Annotated in this window: 20 protein-coding genes and 1 pseudogene; 14 read left to right on the top strand and 7 right to left on the bottom strand. The window is 48.6% G+C overall.

Annotation, left to right across the window (positions count from 1 at the left end; all coding sequences use genetic code 11):
- Positions 1-49 precede the first annotated feature (49 nt).
- From OM416_RS15220 to OM416_RS15235, 4 genes are all read right to left on the bottom strand, one after another.
- Positions 50-799: a class I SAM-dependent methyltransferase gene (locus tag OM416_RS15220; protein ID WP_264930593.1), complete on the bottom strand. Its 750-nt coding sequence runs from the start codon at positions 797-799 to the stop codon at positions 50-52.
- The gene (locus OM416_RS15225) at positions 786-2,198 is read right to left on the bottom strand and encodes a nucleotide sugar dehydrogenase (RefSeq protein WP_264930771.1); all 1,413 of its coding nucleotides are present in this window, start codon (positions 2,196-2,198) and stop codon (positions 786-788) included. Before OM416_RS15225 ends, OM416_RS15220 begins: the two co-directional genes overlap by 14 nt.
- A gap of 66 nt (positions 2,199-2,264) precedes the next feature.
- Entirely contained in the window at positions 2,265-3,254 is a 990-nt protein-coding gene (locus tag OM416_RS15230; protein WP_264930594.1) for a polysaccharide biosynthesis protein, read from the bottom strand.
- Between the two features lie 18 nt (positions 3,255-3,272).
- Positions 3,273-3,962: a putative rhamnosyl transferase gene (locus OM416_RS15235; RefSeq protein ID WP_264930595.1), complete on the bottom strand. Its 690-nt coding sequence runs from the start codon at positions 3,960-3,962 to the stop codon at positions 3,273-3,275.
- 310 nt (positions 3,963-4,272) lie between these two features.
- On the opposite strand from OM416_RS15235, the gene OM416_RS15240 reads away from it, so the two are divergent.
- Positions 4,273-4,983 carry a GT-D fold domain-containing glycosyltransferase gene (locus OM416_RS15240; protein ID WP_264930596.1) on the top strand — a complete coding sequence of 237 codons (711 nt, stop codon included), beginning with the start codon at positions 4,273-4,275 and terminating at the stop codon, positions 4,981-4,983.
- Positions 4,984-5,207: 224 nt separating this feature from the next.
- Here the strand turns inward: OM416_RS15240 and OM416_RS15245 are convergent, their stop codons facing one another.
- The gene (locus tag OM416_RS15245) at positions 5,208-5,615 is read right to left on the bottom strand and encodes a hypothetical protein (protein ID WP_264930597.1); all 408 of its coding nucleotides are present in this window, start codon (positions 5,613-5,615) and stop codon (positions 5,208-5,210) included.
- Positions 5,616-5,804: 189 nt separating this feature from the next.
- Between OM416_RS15245 and OM416_RS15250 the strand changes: the two genes are divergently transcribed.
- From OM416_RS15250 to OM416_RS15310, 13 genes and pseudogenes are all read left to right on the top strand, one after another.
- A complete protein-coding gene (locus OM416_RS15250; protein WP_264930598.1) occupies positions 5,805-6,953 on the top strand; it encodes an RluA family pseudouridine synthase in 1,149 nt (382 codons plus the stop codon).
- A 59-nt stretch (positions 6,954-7,012) separates the two neighbouring features.
- Positions 7,013-7,591, top strand: coding sequence for a DUF1273 domain-containing protein (locus OM416_RS15255; protein WP_264930773.1), 579 nt, complete (start codon positions 7,013-7,015; stop codon positions 7,589-7,591).
- A 157-nt stretch (positions 7,592-7,748) separates the two neighbouring features.
- A complete protein-coding gene (gene speD, locus OM416_RS15260; RefSeq protein WP_036610662.1) occupies positions 7,749-8,564 on the top strand; it encodes an adenosylmethionine decarboxylase in 816 nt (271 codons plus the stop codon).
- A 184-nt stretch (positions 8,565-8,748) separates the two neighbouring features.
- Positions 8,749-9,159, top strand: a complete 411-nt coding sequence (flgB, locus tag OM416_RS15265) for a flagellar basal body rod protein FlgB (protein ID WP_036610664.1) — start codon at positions 8,749-8,751, stop codon at positions 9,157-9,159.
- 149 nt (positions 9,160-9,308) lie between these two features.
- Positions 9,309-9,797: pseudogene (locus OM416_RS15270) on the top strand (GNAT family N-acetyltransferase); the annotation flags it as partial.
- Positions 9,798-9,956: 159 nt separating this feature from the next.
- A complete protein-coding gene (locus tag OM416_RS15275; RefSeq protein WP_264930775.1) occupies positions 9,957-10,412 on the top strand; it encodes an NUDIX domain-containing protein in 456 nt (151 codons plus the stop codon).
- 32 nt (positions 10,413-10,444) lie between these two features.
- Complete coding sequence (locus OM416_RS15280) at positions 10,445-10,966, top strand: ankyrin repeat domain-containing protein (RefSeq protein WP_264930603.1); 522 nt, start codon at positions 10,445-10,447, stop codon at positions 10,964-10,966.
- Positions 10,967-11,409: 443 nt separating this feature from the next.
- Complete coding sequence (locus OM416_RS15285) at positions 11,410-11,925, top strand: sigma-70 family RNA polymerase sigma factor (protein ID WP_076330056.1); 516 nt, start codon at positions 11,410-11,412, stop codon at positions 11,923-11,925.
- Positions 11,922-13,259, top strand: a complete 1,338-nt coding sequence (locus OM416_RS15290; protein WP_264930605.1) for a DUF4179 domain-containing protein — start codon at positions 11,922-11,924, stop codon at positions 13,257-13,259. Before OM416_RS15285 ends, OM416_RS15290 begins: the two co-directional genes overlap by 4 nt.
- A gap of 98 nt (positions 13,260-13,357) precedes the next feature.
- Positions 13,358-14,401: a S66 peptidase family protein gene (locus tag OM416_RS15295; protein ID WP_264930607.1), complete on the top strand. Its 1,044-nt coding sequence runs from the start codon at positions 13,358-13,360 to the stop codon at positions 14,399-14,401.
- Between the two features lie 64 nt (positions 14,402-14,465).
- Positions 14,466-14,771, top strand: coding sequence for a hypothetical protein (locus tag OM416_RS15300; RefSeq protein ID WP_047842070.1), 306 nt, complete (start codon positions 14,466-14,468; stop codon positions 14,769-14,771).
- A 237-nt stretch (positions 14,772-15,008) separates the two neighbouring features.
- Positions 15,009-15,770, top strand: a complete 762-nt coding sequence (locus OM416_RS15305) for a threonine/serine exporter family protein (RefSeq protein WP_264930777.1) — start codon at positions 15,009-15,011, stop codon at positions 15,768-15,770.
- Positions 15,771-15,788: 18 nt separating this feature from the next.
- A complete protein-coding gene (locus tag OM416_RS15310; RefSeq protein ID WP_264930610.1) occupies positions 15,789-16,247 on the top strand; it encodes a threonine/serine exporter family protein in 459 nt (152 codons plus the stop codon).
- A gap of 107 nt (positions 16,248-16,354) precedes the next feature.
- Here OM416_RS15310 and OM416_RS15315 read toward each other — a convergent pair whose 3' ends face one another.
- Both OM416_RS15315 and OM416_RS15320 read right to left on the bottom strand, forming a co-directional pair.
- The gene (locus OM416_RS15315) at positions 16,355-16,906 is read right to left on the bottom strand and encodes a DUF2569 domain-containing protein (RefSeq protein ID WP_264930612.1); all 552 of its coding nucleotides are present in this window, start codon (positions 16,904-16,906) and stop codon (positions 16,355-16,357) included.
- Between the two features lie 201 nt (positions 16,907-17,107).
- Positions 17,108-18,241 (bottom strand): sensor histidine kinase, encoded by a 1,134-nt coding sequence (locus tag OM416_RS15320; RefSeq protein WP_264930615.1) that lies wholly within the window; start codon positions 18,239-18,241, stop codon positions 17,108-17,110.
- Between the last annotated feature and the right edge of the window lie 41 nt (positions 18,242-18,282).

Here is an 18,282-nt window from a genome sequence, read left to right on the forward strand (position 1 = left end):
CAACATAAGACGTCTGAGATTCGACTTTCGAGCCCCCCATCCCTCTACTCTAAAGCGAGCCCCCACTCTCCTGACGGCGAAGTCGTTTCACCTGCTCCACCGCACTGTCCAGCGCCTTCTTGCGCTGCTTCATTACGCGAAGATGCTGTTGTTCCACCTCAGCAAAATGTACATGATCCAGCTCCATCCACTCCAACAATTGATCCATTTCCGGCGACATATGCAGCTGAGTTCTCCGCCGTTTGCGGGCCACGCAACATAGATATTTATGATGAACTTCCAGTTTCAAGACTTCAAAATACGGCATCAGGCACATCGCCAGGCTTCCTGCATAAAACGTCTGCTTGTGGTCATAGAACGGGTGATATCCATATGGCACGGTCACAACCAGCGTCCCATCCTCTTGCAACAGCCGATGAATCTGGACCAATAACGTCTCTGGATGAGCAAAATGCTCCAGCACTTCTCCAAGCAGCACCGTGTCAAAAGTAGTTCTTACTTTCCATTGCGTAATATCCAGCAACCGAAAATCCACATTGTTTCGAACCAGCCGGGATTCTTTGGCAAGCTCGCCTTGGGCATACCGGATACTCTCTTCCTCCAGATCAATGCCAGTGACATGAAATCCTTCACGTGCCAGCAGAATGGATGTAATGCCCTGACTGCACCCGACGTCCAAGATGCGTTTGCCTGTTGCCTCACGGCACATCCAGTGGATACGCGTTCTCGTCGCTTCATGAGAATCCTCAGAATTGATCTCGCCGTAGTAGCGTTCACTCACTCGATCATGATTCGCCATGGGCATCTCCCGTTTTTCCTTGTCGAACAGGTTGGCCCAATACCACAATATTTCCCCCATGGCATCCGGCCGTTGCATTGCGTGTATCAAAAATCAGCTTTGCATGATCCGCCATCTCCTGATAATTGAATCCCGAATGATCCGTCGTGATGATTACCAGATCAGCCCATGTCCACAATTCTGGCGCAGCAGACCGGGACTGGAGCATCGTACCGTCATCCTTACGGAAGGCAGGCACCATTGGATCGGTGAAAACCACATCTGCGCCCGCTGCGCTCAGCAGCCGGAAAACGTCCAGCGCAGGTGATTCGCGCAGGTCGTCAATGTCTTTTTTATAAGCCATACCCGCCAGAACAACACGCGCTCCCTGAACAGATACACCATTCTGCTTCAGCAGCTCCCCTGCACGCTTCACCACTTTCTCTGGCATTTGCCGATTGGTTGCATCCGCCAGCTGGATGAATTGCAGCTCCGATCCCTGCCGGTTTGCAGCCCAGGACAGATAGATCGGATCGATTGGAATACAATGTCCGCCGATGCCGGGACCGGGATAGAATGGCATATAACCAAACGGCTTGGTGGCCGCCGCACCCAGCACCTCCCAGATATTCACACCCATCTGTTCACAAGCAGGAGTCAACTCATTCACCAGTGCAATGTTAACACTGCGAAATGTATTTTCGAACAACTTTGCCGTCTCTGCTACTGTCGTTGAACTGACCGGAACAACTTCGTTGAGAAACGAGCCGTAGAACTGTTTACCATAATCCAGACAGGCAGGTGTAGAGCCGCCAATGATCTTCGGGGTATTTTTCACACCATAATTCACACTGCCCGGATCTACCCGTTCTGGAGAATAACAGACGTAGAACTGTTCTCCAGCTTGCCAGCCGTTTGCCGCTTCAATCGGTTGTTTTACGCGTTCCTCCGTTGTGCCCGGGTAGGTCGTGCTTTCCAAAATAACCAGGCTGCCCTCCTGCAAATAAGGAGTCATGCCATCCACCGCTGCCGAGATATACGAGATATCCGGTTGATGCTCGGCGGTCAGCGGAGTCGGCACACAGATGACAATGACATTGGCTTGCGCAACCACTGCATAATCGGTACTTGCCGTGAACAACCCTGCCTGCATTAGAGACTGTACAACATCATCTTCTATACCGATGACATACGAATGCCCGGCACGCAGCTTGGCTACCTTGGAGGTATCGATATCGATACCGTGTACCTGATAACCTGCCTGTGCCATCTCCACAGCCATGGGTAAACCTACATAACCCAGACCGACGACAACAGCTTTCAGGGAGCGGTCATTGATGTGTTGCAGTGTATTATGTTGCCGCTCCCCTTCTTTTCCCCCGTGCTGCTCGTGCTGATGATTCTCTTCCATTCCTTCCACCTCCAAACGCTCCACCTCCCTTCGGTGGGCGTGTCTGAAAACTCCAAACGAGTTTTGAGACACGCCCTAGTCGATATAGCCGCCTGCACGCAAGAAGCGGGCAATCGCTGGCTTGTTCATCATGGCACTGTCCGAACGATACTCGGAGAAGTTTACACGAGGCAGGTTACTGTACTGATCCGTCAGTCCCTTGTCCTGATGCTCCGGCAGGATGACATAATACTGCGCATCGTATTGATACGTACGCGGCGCTTCATAGGGCGAGATTAGCACTTCATGTAATTTCTCGCCCGGACGTATGCCCGTCACCTTATAATCGAAGGATGGACGACCTGCCTGTTCCAACATGACGGAGGCCAGCTCCGTCATCTTGCAAGCTTTCATTTTCATCACAAAAGTCTCCCCGCCCACCGCCGCCTCAGCCGCCTTAAGCAGTAAATGTATGGCTTCGGTACGCGTTAGGAAAAAGCGGGTCATGCCTTTGTCCGTAATGGTCGGGCTCTTGCCTTCATCGATCTGACGACGAAACAAGGGTACGACACTGCCGCTGGTTCCCAGCACATTGCCGCCGCGGATGCAGACAAACCGAGTGCCTTCACTCAGCCAGTTGGCACGGATCATCATTTTTTCACCCAAAGCCTTTGTCATGCCATATACGTTAATCGGATCTACCGCCTTATCGGTGGACACATCAATGACTTTGGGAACCTGCATGCGGATCGCAGCCCGAATAATGTTCTGCGTCCCAATCACATTGGTCTTGAACGCTTCATCCGGTTGGTCCTCGCAGACCGGAACATGCTTCAGCGCAGCCAGATGGAAGAGCACATGCACGCCTTTGCACGCATCTTCCACGGCCCGATAATCCCGGATATCCCCAATGACGAATCTCAGACGCGGGTCATGGTTGAACTCACGCTGCATCGCAATCTGGGCGTATTCATTACGTGACAGAAGACGAATCTCAGCCGGGTCCTGCTCCAGCAGCACCTCGGTCAGCTTTTGACCCCAGGAGCCTGTTCCTCCGGTGATCAGAATCGTTTGTCCTTGAATCATGGATGAATCCCTCCCAGCTTAGATCATGAAGTCGCGTAATACATGTGCCATCTCATCCCGGCTTAACCGGTCGTTGGGCGGTACTCGTTTGACTGAAGTATTGTTCGAATGCACGATATTGACATAATTGCGCGGAGCAAGCAGCTCGTGCGGCAGTTCAATGACATTGCCATGTGTACCTCTGCCCGGAAGCTTGACCCGGTACCCCGCTGCATATTCGGCCGTTTGATATAAGTAGACATAGAATTGCGGAGAACGGTGAAATGCTGGCGCCATCTCGTTATTCACGCTGTCCCACAGATATCCGTTCTGGTTAATTAGCGCCATCGTCTGCGGTTGTGGCTGAATATCGTAGAGCTGTTGAATAAAAGTCTTATGGTACAGATCATCCGAATCCAGACGGGCAATATAGAGTTGCTCCGCACCTTTGGCAAACGCCAGAATGGCACGCACACTCTCAATATTGGTTCCAAAACGAATATTGGAAGGAAGCGGCTCCTGACCTGCCAGAATCTCCTGCATCAAGTCCCCCGATTCCTTGGACAGCTTCACCACGGTCAGAAAATCCTGATTCGTCTGTGCCTTCAGGCAATGCAATGTGAACGTGCGGAAGATGCTCATCCGACGCTCCAGCCATTCCCGCGTCAATCGCTGCGGGTCCATCCCGTAATTGTTGAAGTTAATCTCAATCACAACTTTCCTGGACATAACATTCCTCCTCATGAACGCTGCAAATTCCGTTTACCGGATACAGACCTTTTTCAATGTGATGATACCGTCTTCTACGAAAACCTCTTCTACCTGACTGATTGCTTACGAGAAACATCCCGCTCGCCAACCCAGCACTCTATAACATATGAATCGCTGATAGAAGCGGTAACGACAGATGTACTACCTTTCAACGAAATAGATTGATATACACTTGAAGATGGTGCCCTGCGGGTCGAACGTACATATCGTTACTGTAGCCGCAACATAGAATAGAGCAGTTCAATTTTCAAAGGGGGCAACCACTGGAATGAATTCGATCTATCTTGAAATGGAAGGTGTGCTTGATCAGCTTGAAGCGGCGCTTCTTGAACAGCGTCCTCTTTCTCTGGTGCGAGTTGGCGATGGCGAGAATATCGTCATGTCTCAAGAAACCGTATGGCCCACAGAACAGGTTCTTCAGGAGCGTTGGGCCATTAAGGCCAATCTAGGACAAAAAGGACTGAGCCTTCCCAACCCGCAGCTACGGGATGAGGTCGCGGCTTCCTTGCAACGGGCCGATATCGTCGGCATTCTTCCCCGCGGTGATAGCACCATTAACGCTCCGGATTATCTCAAAAGACCCCTGACCGATATGGTGTTTGCACATTTTGGCATCTCTCCTCCACTGACTTGTCATGCCTGTGTCAATCGGGAGCTGGCGCAGAACCCGCGTTTCTGGCAGATGCTTGCAGGCAAGCGTGTTCTTCTCGTTACCCGTGAGATTGAGGCACTGCGTGCCACGCTCGAACAGGAGCCGTATCATCTGAACATCGTGACTGCACTGCCCTTCGACAGCTATGATCAGAAGGAGGAAATGTTGCAATGGATTCAGACAAATCAAGATACCTTTGATGTTGCTCTCTTCTCCTGTGGTGTTAACGCCGTTATTCTTGCTGAGCGAACAGCTGCACTCGCAGGTAAAGTTGCCATCGACTTTGGCAAAGCCAACAACATCATTCTGAAGGGTCGCGCCAACTGATCCACACGGACACCTCCTTTAGATGAGCGAGCTACATTGAGATGTACTGAGGCTTGTATGACAAAAATCCCCGACTCCTTGAGCCGGGGGTTTCATGCTGAGCGCTAGTCGAAACCTATCGCTACATTACCTTATACTTCTTGGTTTCTGGGTATGACGCGAACTCTGCCGTGGGCGAAGCGATATTGAAGCACTCTGCTGTTCTCACATTACGTCCTTCACAACTAGTTGGTGGCTGCAATGCCATAAAACAATTCCGGCCCGGTTCTTACTGCTGTGGACACCCCCGAGATGAACGAAGTATACACACTTTCCATTGCTGGTGGTGCAGACAGATCCTGAGCTGTGAACGAATGAAATTCGGCACCGCCGTTCTGTCCAACCGTACCTTCAGCACGGTAGATGACATAGAAGGGATCATATAGGAATCCCCGTACCAGCTCCACAACAAAGGTATCTCCCAGTTCTCCAGTAACACCTACTGTCCCGTTCAACGTAATAATGGGATTCACCACGCCCTGTGTCTGAAGACCAATCGCGCCGAATGCTTCCGGGGATGGACCTAGAGATATTCCGGGCTGTCCTACGGTTCCCGAGTTCATCGAAGTTCTCATATCGAGAAACACGCCCATGAGTAACACCTCCAATGCTATGGGATACCATATCCTATGAATCTCACAACTCTTCGGATTGGATGTATAGCAGATTCCATGAACCTATTTTTATTTGTCGACTGTTAGTGGTATATTGAACTGCATAACGAAATGAACGGATCGTATGCACACAAGCGGTACAGGCTGTTCAGAAGGAGATTATTATTCATGAATAAACGCAAACGTCCAACAGGCAAAACATCGGCTTCGGCCAAGGGCAAATCATATGCTGGTTCTTCCACAGCACGTTCCGGCAAGTCTAACTTCTCATCCGCAAAATCATCAGGTGCTTCCGCATCACGCAATACAGAAGAGAACAAGAAGCCATTAGCCGCGAAATCGTCGGCCGCGCCCAAGAAAGCCGGAGGCAACAAATCCAAAAACGCCAGTGCTTCTAAACGCCCGGGCAATTCCTATTATCGCAAGCAGGAACCACCACGTCAGTACAAAGTAACGGAACCGGATGAACTGTTGAATTTCTTGCTGCAACATCTGAAATCGGGACGTAATGCGGTAAAATCCATTTTGGGTCGCGGACAGGTATCCGTGGATCAGAAAGTCGTAACCAAGTTTAATGAGGCGCTGACGCCAGGTCAGATTGTATATATTAGAAAAGAAGGTGCAGTCGCTGCCCCGTCCTTGACAGACATTAACATTTTGCATGAAGACGATGATATCATTGTGATCCGTAAGGAAGCCGGACTGTTGTCCATTGCCGCCGACAAAACGGATGACCTGACGGCTTATCGCCAACTGACAGAGCATGTGCGCCGCACCAATCCGCTGAACCGGATTTTTGTCGTACATCGTCTGGATCGGGATACGTCGGGTGTCATGATGTTTGCCAAAAGTGAAGAGGTACAACAGAAGCTGCAAAACAACTGGAAAGAAAATGTACAGGATCGCGTCTACGTCGCTCTTGTTGAAGGTTCGGTAGCGAAAGAAGAAGGTACTATTTCTTCCTGGCTGAAGGAAACCAAAACGCTGAAGATGTACTCCAGCTCGCGTCCGAATGATGGACAACATGCGATTACGCATTACAAACGACTGAAGTCGAACCGGGAGTTCTCCCTGCTTGAAGTGCGCCTGGAAACAGGTCGCAAAAATCAGATTCGTGTGCATATGGAAGACCTCGGACATCCGATTGCGGGTGACAGAAAATACGGCGCACGTACAAGAGACCTCGGCCGTCTCGGACTTCATGCACGTATACTCTCGTTTATTCATCCGACAACCGATGAACTGATGTCATTTGAGACGGATATTCCGAAGCCATTCCTGTATCCGTTCCGTGCAGAAGCTCCACCCGCGAAATAACTGCATCGTTATATAGAATCGACTGATCGATTGATCATGCCTGAAAGGAGGAACGGACACTGAAAAACCTGTTAATCACCGGTTACCGGGCACATGAATTGCAGATTTTTGGACAGAAACATGAAGGTATTCCTTTTATCAAAAAAGCCATCTCCTCCCGTCTTACTCCCCTTGTCGAAGATGGTCTGGAATGGGTGCTGACGCCGGGACAATACGGTGTGGACCTGTGGGCCTGCGAAGTGGTCATTGATTTGAAGAAGACATATCCGCATCTGAAACTGTCGATCATCACCGCCTTTCAGAACCCGGAGGAACAATGGAAAGAAGACAAGCAGGAGTATTACCGTTCCATCCTCTCGGGTGTGGACTATTACGGTGCGATTAGCAATCAACCTTATATCGGGCCGTGGCAGTTCACTGCACGGGATGACCTGTTGCTGCGCAAAAGCGACGGGCTTCTGCTCGTCTATGACGAAGATGCCGGGGAAGGAAGTCCCCGTTTTGTGAAGGAAAAAGCCGTGAAGAAACAGCAGAATGAGGACTATACGATCATCAGTGTCACTTCAGAGGATATCCAATCGGTAGCTGAGGATGAACGTATTAACGATATTGCCGACTTCGACGATTCTTCATTCTGAAAAAATGTAGCTTATCTGAAGTCTTTTCATGCATAGCTGTGATCAGAGGAGAATCGTATTTCGAATGACGTACATATGTTTTTTTTCGAGGCAGGTTGGGTATAAGTAGTATTATAACTGCGATGATATGTCGTATGGGATAAGGGGAACTGCAACCATGACAATTACGCCAGAGCAGCGCATTCAACTGCATGGATTTAACAACCTGACCAAGTCGCTCAGCTTCAATATGTACGATATTTGTTATACCAAAACCAAAGACGAACGCGAAGCTTACATTGAATATATTGATGAACAGTATAACGCCGCCCGGTTGAGTAAAATTCTGAACAACGTCTCCGACATTATTGGGGCTCATGTCCTGAATGTTGCGCAGCAGGATTACGTGCCTCAAGGTGCAAGTGTGACGATGCTGGTTTCGGAAGGCCCGATTGTGGAAATCCCCGAGGAATCACTCGATGAATCTCCCGGCCCTCTGCCAGATAATGTCGTCATGCAGTTGGATAAAAGCCATATCACCGTGCACACCTATCCTGAGTTCCACCCCAGTGAAGGCATCAGTACCTTCCGTGCGGACATCGATGTATCCACCTGCGGTGAGATTTCACCGCTCAAGGCGCTGAATTATCTGATCCACTCATTTGATACGGACATTATGACGATGGATTACCGGGTACGTGGTTTCACGCGGGATACGAGCGGACGCAAGCTGTTCATTGACCATGAGATCGGCTCGATTCAGAATTATATTCCGGATGAGATCAAGAGCAGCTTCGATATGATTGACGTGAACGTCTATCAGGAGAACATTTTTCATACCAAATGTAAACTGAGGGAATTCGATCTCGACAATTATCTGTTCGGGTATACCAAGGATAAGCTGAGCAAGAAGGAACAACAGGAGATTACCGAGTGGCTGAAGCTGGAGATGGATGAGATCTATTACGGCAAAAACATCAATCGTCCCTCTTAAGAGGCTGTTCAATGGCTGATGCATGAGGGCAAAGTTTAAGACAAGATATCATGAAGGCAGGGTTCTTCTATTCAGGGGACCTCCGGCATGTGCTTGTCTTTTTCTTTGTTATGTTGACAGTGTGCAACTTTATTTCTTATTATAGAACTAACTGTATCAATCTACAGTGAAGGAGACTGAGCCCGTGATCGAAACGAATACGACAAGACGTAATGAATCACTGTTACAAGCACTGACTGCACAACACAATGCCATCACCAATAACATTGCCAATGCAGACACGCCCAACTACAAAAAGAAAACGGTAGAGTTTCAGGAAGAGTTGAGACGTATCGTTGAAAATGGCAAAACAGATCAGCTCGCCATGAAACGGACTCATGACAAACACTTTCCTATCAGTGATCCCAATTCTTCCATCGTACAATACCGAATTGTGGAGAACAACGAAACAGCCATGAATAATAACAACAATAACGTTGACATTGACAAGGAAATGGCGAATCTTTCGGAGAATCAGCTCATGTATAACTACATGGTCGATCGGGTCAGTGGACACTACAAAAAAATGAAAAATTTACTGAATGATTTGAAATAATGAATGTACAGCAGCCCGCGATGGCTGCTTTTTTTTATGGTCTTTTCCCCTGAGTGCAGCTCGTTTGGTGCCATTTTTCGGTATCCGCTCCTGTTCGTAGTATAATGGGGAGAAACGATTGATTTCATATCGAACAAAAGAGGTGCAACATGGCTCCACGTCATTTAAATGGTTTTCAAGGTTCCAAAGTGAGGCTCGCGGCCCCATGCCCGGAAGATTGCATGCGTCTCTCCCGCTTCACAGACGATTATGAATATTTGCGCAACATGGATACCGATATCGCGATCCCGTTAACGCCGGATGAAACGGGTTCTTCGTCTGTCCGCCGCGACAACGGATTTGAATTTGCATTACGTACACTGGAGGGTAATCGATTTATTGGCTTCACCGCGCTCTATCGGATCGAATGGAACAATAGGTCTGCTCGTCTGGCTATTGGTATCGGTGAAGAAAATGATCGGGGTAAAGGATACGGCAGCGATGCCCTGGCTCTAATTCTTCGGTATGGCTTCCACGAATTGAACCTGAACCGGATTGCGCTGGAAGTCATTGAATACAATGAAGCCGCGAGACGTGCATACCTAAAAGCCGGATTCCGGGAAGAGGGTCGCCAGCGTTCTGCAGTTTTGCGGGATGGCATGCATTATGACCTGATTTCAATGAGTATCCTTGCGGAAGAATGGTCTGTACAGTCTCAGCTTCCATTGTCATTCCAGTCTACTCGTACTCCTGAATCTAGGGATATGATAGCGGGTGGTTTTTCACAACCTAATGGGAACGAACCAGCTGCGCTAACCATGTCGGCGTTACGCTCAGATCCAAAAGATGAATCTGAAATTTCGCCTCGCATTGGCGTAGGCGCGGTCATCCTGAATGAGCGGGGCGAAGTACTTCTCGCCTGGCGGAACCGCCAGCCCGAACAGCACACCTGGAGTATTCCCGGCGGGAAAGTCGATCCCTACGAATCACTGGAGACTGCCGTCATCCGTGAAATCAAGGAGGAAGTGGATCTGGATATCGCCATCGACAGTCTGCTCTGCACGGCGGAGACGATCCAGCCAGAGCAGAAGGAACATTGGATATCTGTTCTCTATTCCACCAAGGTGATTGGCGGTCATGCTCGTAATCTGGAAGAAGGCGGAGCCATTGGTGAGATCGGCTGGTTCCCATTGAATGATCTGCCCTCTCCACTCGCCTGCTTTGCCGTACCTGGGCTGGAGGCTGCAAAGAAGCTATATAATGAATCCCTGTAATTCTAATATTCCATCGGATGGAGGTATTCGCTATGAATCATGCAGAACAGATGAATGATCTATTCCAGGCGGTACAGGAAGGTCACGTTGAGAAACTAAAGTCACTGCTTGATGCTGACCCGGAACTTGCCAATACTGAGAATCAGGACGGGTTAACTCCGCTGGGATATGCCTCTCATTATGGACAAGCAGGAGCAGTTCGTGTTCTTCTGGAGCACGGTGCCGAGGTGAACGCCCTTTCTCATTCCAAGATTTCCTATATTCCGTCCAATACTGCATTGCATGCCGCTCTTGCTGGAGAACGTTCGCCAGAAGTTATTCGCCTTTTGCTCGAACATGGGGCATCCACGAGTATTCTAGATAGTGATGGACAACATGCGCTGCACTCGGCGGCATTTCATACGGATCAGATTGAACTCATCGAGATGTTACTCCAACATGGTGCCGATCCGAGTGCATTGAACTCATCAGGCCAAACCGCATTGGACATTGCACTTGAACGTGGCAACACATCTACAGCTTCGTGCCTGCGAGCTGCCGTTGCAGCGCAGTAGCAACAATGATTAGATAACGTGAGTAATACCGTGAGTAACCGTCAGGACTCTTTTTGGAGTACAAAAAGAAGGTCTGACGGTTATTTCTTGTTCGATTACATACCTCTATCGAGAGGCTATATAAGTTGAGCTAAAGAATATTTACACTTGCCACTCCGATGACAGAACAACCCTCCGATCGCTGTTATCCCCAGATTTTTTTAATTCACTTTTACAAAGGTGAACATCTGGCGATAAAGGCGAAGTGTATGCTTCCGAAGGAGCTTTCTTTCAGAAAGCTTTTAGCTCCGCTTCTTCAGGTTATTTCAGTCCTCTACGTTCTCGTGTAAATATAGTTCAACTTATATAGAAATCGCGATACATCATATTTTTTCTAGGGAATAAGAACCGTTTGACGCCTTACACGGTCTAATACTCAACATATCCATGAAAGGAGGAGCCATGTGACCCCTACTCAGCTCACCATCGCCGCACAAAAAGGGGATGCCGAGGCTTTTGCAGCCTTAATGGAATTGCATCAGAGCCAACTGTACCGTATCGCCTATGCGTATCTGCACAACGAAGGTGATGCGCTGGAAGCAATTCAGGAATCAACCTTCAGGGCGTTCCGCAAACTCAAAAAATTAAAAGAGCCCTCCTACTTCGGTACGTGGCTCATCCGCATACTGCTCAACTACTGCGCGGACGAACGCAAACGCAAAAGTCGGTTCAGTCCCGTCACCGAGATTCATGAATCCAGCAGTTGGGATCGTCCTGCGGATCCCGATCTTGCGGCCGCTGTATCCACCCTTGATCGGGATTGCAAACAGATTATTATCCTGAGTTATTTCGAAGGTTTCTCCTTAACTGAAGTCGCCGATATTCTCGAAATCCCAACCGGAACCGTAAAATCCCGATTACATCGGGCACTCGGACAGCTCCGTGATCAACTTGAAACGAAAGGAGATGCATCCTCATGACGGATGAACAAAAATCATTCGAGACATTGGAAGAACGTCTGAATGCTCGCAAGACGGAATACGAAACCATGCCTGTGCCCGATGCCGCCGCCTATCAGGCTGTGCAGTCCGGAATCCGCCAGGCTGCCCGTAAGCGAAAGTCCCGGCTGCGTTGGTATATGAGCTCCATCTCAGCAGCTGCCCTCATCCTGCTATTTACGGGATGTATTCGTGTCTCTCCCGCCTTTGCGTCCTTCGTGGAGCAATTGCCTGGCATGGAAGGCATTGTGAGCATGATTCGCCAGGATAAAGGATTAATGATGGCGATCGATCAGTCCCTCTTACAGAAGGTCGGTGTCAGCGACGAGCATGATGGTGCTTCCGTGACCGTTGAAGGCATTATCACAGACGAGTCACGTATGGTTATTTTTTACACGATGAAAGGCATGAAAGATCCCGAGAAATTCAACTATGACATTGATTTGCTGGATGAGAACGGTAAAGATCTGCCTGTTGCATTTGGTTATTCTTCACCTAAACCTACTTCAGACGAGAATGTATATGAGAATATGATTGATGTGATCTTCACGGATGGAGCCACTCCGCCCGAAGAGCTGAGCGTTGTATTTAAGCCAAGAGATACAGCAAGTGCTGAAAAGTGGAAAGTGACGTTCCCGGTAGACAAGAATCTTACCAAAGGCATGAAAAAAGTTATTCCTGTGAACCAGACGTTAACGGTGGATGGGCAGCGTATTGATGTGAAAGAGGCTACTCTGTATCCAACCCGTCTTGTACTTGATGTGAATTTTGATCCAAAGAATACCAAGAAGGTGTTTGGCCTGAGCGATCTTCAACTGGTCGACGAACAAGGTCGCGCGTGGAGAACAGATACCTCGACAGGTGGGGATGAACGCTCCATTTACTTCGAAAGTATGTACTTCTCCATACCGAAAAAGCTGACCTTGCAGGGAACTGGCTTCTCGGGATTGGATAAAAAGGATCTGGATCTTTCCCTTGATCTGAAGTCACGCCAGATTTCAGGTGGCCCTCCTGGATTGAAGATGCTTGGCAGCAAGATTGAAGGCAAAGATCTAATTATCGACTTTTCTGTTGCTGGTAGTATGAACGGCGGGTACGTTCTGGGTTTCGATGATGTTACAGACAGTGCAGGGAAATCATATGAGATTTCTGGCTCCAGTTGGAGTAGTGGCGATGGGACGGATGATAGTCATACGATCGTTTCCTCTACTGTCGAAAATGGAGCCAAGATGCAGGGGAAAATCCAAATGCACATTTCCACCTATCCAATGAAAGTGAAGTCACCATTCTCATTGGACATTCCGGTGAACCCTTAATCTTCCGTCAACAGGCTGTGATTATCGTAAATATTCTTTATAATGGAAACATTCATTTTAAAACAAACAAAGATGTTATAGGGAAGGTGTGGTTAGACATGAATCAACGTTCCATCCGTTATCCGCAGCCACTCGCTCCAGGAGACATGATTGGTGTGGCAGCACCGTCCAGCGGTGTTGGCGAATCCCTGCACCATTATCTTGAGGAGAGCAAACGCAATATGGAGCGCCTTGGTTTTGGCGTGATGGAAAGCCCATCGCTCCGCCACAACATCAAATGTGTGAGTGCGTCCAAAGAGGCTCGCGCCGAAGAGATGAATGAGTTTTTTCGCAATCCAAATATTCAAGCCATTATCCCTCCATGGGGTGGAGAGTTCCTGATGGATATCCTGCCCCTGCTGGATTGGGAAGCGTTAAAATCGTTGCCGCCAAAATGGGTCATGGGTTATTCGGATATCAGTACCTTCCTGTTTGCCTATACCCTGCTCACCGGAACAGCGACAGCGCATGGCACCAATTATGTTGATTTAAGATCAAGTGCCATCGATCCGGTGACTGCGCGCTGGATTGATGTTTTACAGACGAAACACGATGGAGAGATCACACAATCGTCTTCCACGCATTATCAAACGGAATGGAAACCGGAACTGCCTGGATTTAACCTCGATACACCTTCGCGCTGGAAACAGCTCGGCCACTCGGAAGATGCAGATACCTCTGTGTCGTTCTCTGGTCGGCTAATTGGCGGCTGTATGGATACGATCACCTGTCTGATCGGCACGCCGTATGCACCCGTGGCATCATATCTGGATCAGTATTGTGCAGATCAAGGAACCATCTGGTATCTGGAGAGCTGTGAGATGAACGCGGGGGATATCTACCGTCATCTGTGGCAGATGAAACAGGCTGGCTGGTTTGCAGGTGTGAAAGGTTTCATGATCGGCCGACCTGCGGGTTATTCTGATACAGCCGATTTCAATTTCACCGATGCCCTTTCCTCTGCACTTGGGGATCTGGATGTCCCTGTACTGTACGATGTGGATCTCGGCCATATTCCGCCCCAGCTCACCTTTGTGAATGGAGCACTAGGCAAAGTGACTTATGAAAATGGACGCAGGAACCTTGAAATGGCGTTCGTGTAATCACCTTTTGTAGGCAGATGCATACCTTGAAGTAAGAACTTATTTTGAGGAAGGGTTGTGCATCATGTCTGAATCCACATCCACGCCGTCCACGCGTGTCGTGTATCAAGCCAATCAACCGATGCTTCAATCCGTGCAAAGTGTGCGGAATATGCTTCATCATACAGCCCGGCAGCATGTAGGCAAGAAGGTACAAGTCCAGAATATCGATGGGCAGGTATGGGAAGGTGTCATCATTAGTGCAGACCGGGGAATTTTGTATCTCCAGGTTACCCCGATGCATGGATACCCTGAACCGCGCGCCTTGTTCGGACCGACGATTTTACCGCTTGTGCTGTATGAATTGTTGGTTATTACACTGTTGATGTAGCTGGTATTATGAGTCTATATCCGAACTCGCTTCAAGAAGCTTCGCTCCTGTGACCTTTAGGTCTTGGGAACGAAGCTTTTTTATCGTCATAGCGTCAGTGCGGTATGATTCCTTGCGAGCGTGTGAAATATGATACAATGGTGTCGGCACCACGCCTTATCTCACATGAAACGGAGCTTGATCCGGTTGGAATACATACGTCATGATTCATCACCCGTATCACAAGCCGAGACGGGTATGATTGGCAACAACCCTACTGAACAATCCCGCGTGATTGCAATCTGTTTACTCGCAGGCAAAATCATGCTGCAAAGCGGTGGTGAAACCTACCGTGTGGAAGATACGATGAAACGTATGGCGGCAGCGCTGGGTTTACCTCATTCGCACAGTTACGTTGTGCCAACAGGTATCTTCTTCTCTGTCGATGCAACCGAACCTGCCAAGCTGATTCGCATCTCCGAGCGTACCACAGATCTGGACAAGGTATCCGAGGTGAACGCGGTCTCCCGCCGTATCGGACAAGGAGAACTCACTGTTCAGGAAGCCCATGATCTGTTGGTACAGATCGAAGGCAAGCCCTCTTCCTATTCAACAGCTGTGCAGCTTGCGGCTGCGGCGTTATCCAGTGGATGTTTTACCATTATGTTTGGCGGGGGCTGGACCGACTTTCTTCCGGCGCTGATCTGTGGTGGTATAGGTTATGCAGCAGTTATTGCCTTTCACCGATTGGTACGGGTCAAATTCTTTGCGGAGCTTACAGCATCCTTCGTCATTGGCCTACTCGCTTTTTTCCTCATCTACATGGGAGTAGGTCATGAACGGGACAAAATCATTATTGGTTCGGTTATGCCGCTGGTTCCGGGGCTACTGATTACCAACGCTGTACGCGACCTGATGGCCGGACATCTCGTATCCGGATTATCCAAGGGAGCTGAGGCATTTCTGACTGCCTTTGCCATAGGTACCGGCATTGCAGTTGTATTTTCACTTTTTATGTAAGACGGAGGAATGCAGGATATGCTCCATTTTATTGAACAAGCCTTAACCAGCTTTGTCGCTTCAGCCGCGTTTGGGATCATCTTCAACGCACCACGGCGCATGCTGCTCCACGGTGGATTTGTCGGCATGATCGGCTGGATTATCTATATTGTGCTTGAATATGCAGCGGATGCGGTTCCTGCTACACTTGCAGCGACCATAGCCGTAGGTGTCATCAGCCAAGTATTCTCTCGCATGTTTCGTGCACCCGTTATCATCTTCAGCGTCGCAGGCATCATTCCTCTTGTTCCTGGTGGACTGGCGTATAATGCGATGCGAAGTTTTGTGCAAAATGATTACGGTGCCGCCATGGAGATGGCCGCCAAGGCACTCATGTTATCCGGCGCCATTGCAGTAGGCCTTGTGTTGTCCGAGGTATTAAACCAGATGATACGCCGAATTCCCGGCTCGATACGGACAAAATCATCATCGAAATGACCTCTATCGATATCTTGGTTGCAAAAAGGCCCATGGTATACAAGCTTAGCGCTTTGTATACCATGGGCCTTTTCGTTTGGGTTCTACCAGGTCACGATTGAAGCCAGTTACTTCACAAACGTATTCTTTACCCGAATAGACTTCAGGAAGTACGGAATGAAGATACAGCACACCAGAATGGATCGTACGATCAGATGAAAAGCCGGAGTTGCATCAAGCACATGCTGTTCTCTTGGGATCTCATTTCGTGCAATCAGAATCCAGGTTACGATGCTTACAATCACATTCATCATGTACATCACCATCATCATGCGTGGAAACTGTCTCTTCCGTTTATATAAAAGAACGAGATTCACAATAACGATCATCAATAGAATGCTGCTGCTTATGAAGCCAAACCACAAGAGTGGACGGATCATCTCCGCGTAGATCTGAGGATCGACACCACGGCCTTCTTCCCATCTGGCAGGGTCCATGACGACATTCACCTGCGATACATCCGAGATGAGAAACACTAGCGCAAGCCAAAGACTGATCTGGATTAAAATAAGCCATCCACCCAATCCGGATATACCAGGCCGCTCCGGTCTGATCCCGGTTTTGGGTTGCAGCGAGTTCATATCCCTATCTGTATCCGAGTTACTGTATTTACGGCCCATTTCATCCTCCTTTTACACTAGATAAAAAAACATATTATACTTTCAAATCTAGAATATATGTTATTCAATATAAGGAAAGAAGCGTCTGGCCTATGATCGCCCTCGCTTAGACGTCTATTGCATCGCGCGTTTCATTACCGTTGCGAACAATTCCGCTGCAACACCACTTCCTGAGGTAGAATACCGAATATTTCTTAATTATTACTCCTCTGAATAATGACTTGTCGGAGCAACAATCACAGGGAATCGGGTAACAAAATCCGTTCTGCCGTTTTCACTGTAGGCAACGATACTTCCTCGATGCAATTCAATCATCGATTTGGCAATTGCCAGACCAAGACCAGTGCCACCCGTATCCCGGGAACGGGATTTATCCACACGATAGAATCGATCAAATAGATGCGGCAGATCCTGTGCCGGAATCGGTTCGCCATAATTACTAATGCGAACGACGGCCTCTTCACCTTCAAGGGCCAGCCCAATCTCCATTAGTTTGCCTTGCGAACCATACCGGATGGCATTGCTGAACAGATTCTCATACGCTCGTACAAGCTCCCCTGGAGCCGCCTGAATCCATATTGGTTCTTGCCCACCGATGATCTTATACTCCATACCAGCTTCCTCCAGCATGGGAGCAAACTCTTCAGCCAGCTGCATCAGAAACGAATTCAAGTTCAACGCTTGCAAAGACAACGGAAGGCTCCCACCACTTACACGCGTATATTCGAACAAGTCATCAATCAGCTTGCGAAGAGTCAGGGATTTCTCATAGGCAATGCTAACATAATAGCGCATCTCAATCTCATCCTGGTACCGATCCTTCTCGATGTACTCCAGAAATCCCAAAATAGAAGTGAGTGGCGTTCTCAGATCATGCGATATGCCGGTAATCAGATCGTTTTTGGCAGCAACCGCATTACGCTCTTCCTGAAGCGACAACTGCAATTGTTCAGCCATCTGATTAATGCTTGCAGCAACCACTCCAAATTCATCCGAGGTCTTCACCTCGATGCGATGGGATAGCTCTCCTTTGGCAACTTCCTGAATTCCTGCCGTAATTTCATCCAGAACCCGCATTACCTTACGAGAGAACAGAAAAAAAAACAGCACAAAACCGAGCACGCCTACCAAAATCATCAAAGGCACCGAACCGATGTTGTTCACCAACCACCTGATTCCTTGGGCCGGTATTGAATAATTCGGATACGTCTGAGCTTCGAGGATAGTCTTTCCCACCTGACTGCCCCCGTACAAAATAACTGCAGTTAATATGCCGCTCAGCAGAAATGCATAGATAAATTTCCATCGGACTGTATTAATCAACTTAGCATTCATTGTAGAAACTCCCTGCCTGTGTTGTTCATCTCACATGAAAT

The organism is Paenibacillus sp. LS1 (genome assembly GCF_026013365.1).
Classification (GTDB): Bacteria; Bacillota; Bacilli; order Paenibacillales; family Paenibacillaceae; genus Paenibacillus.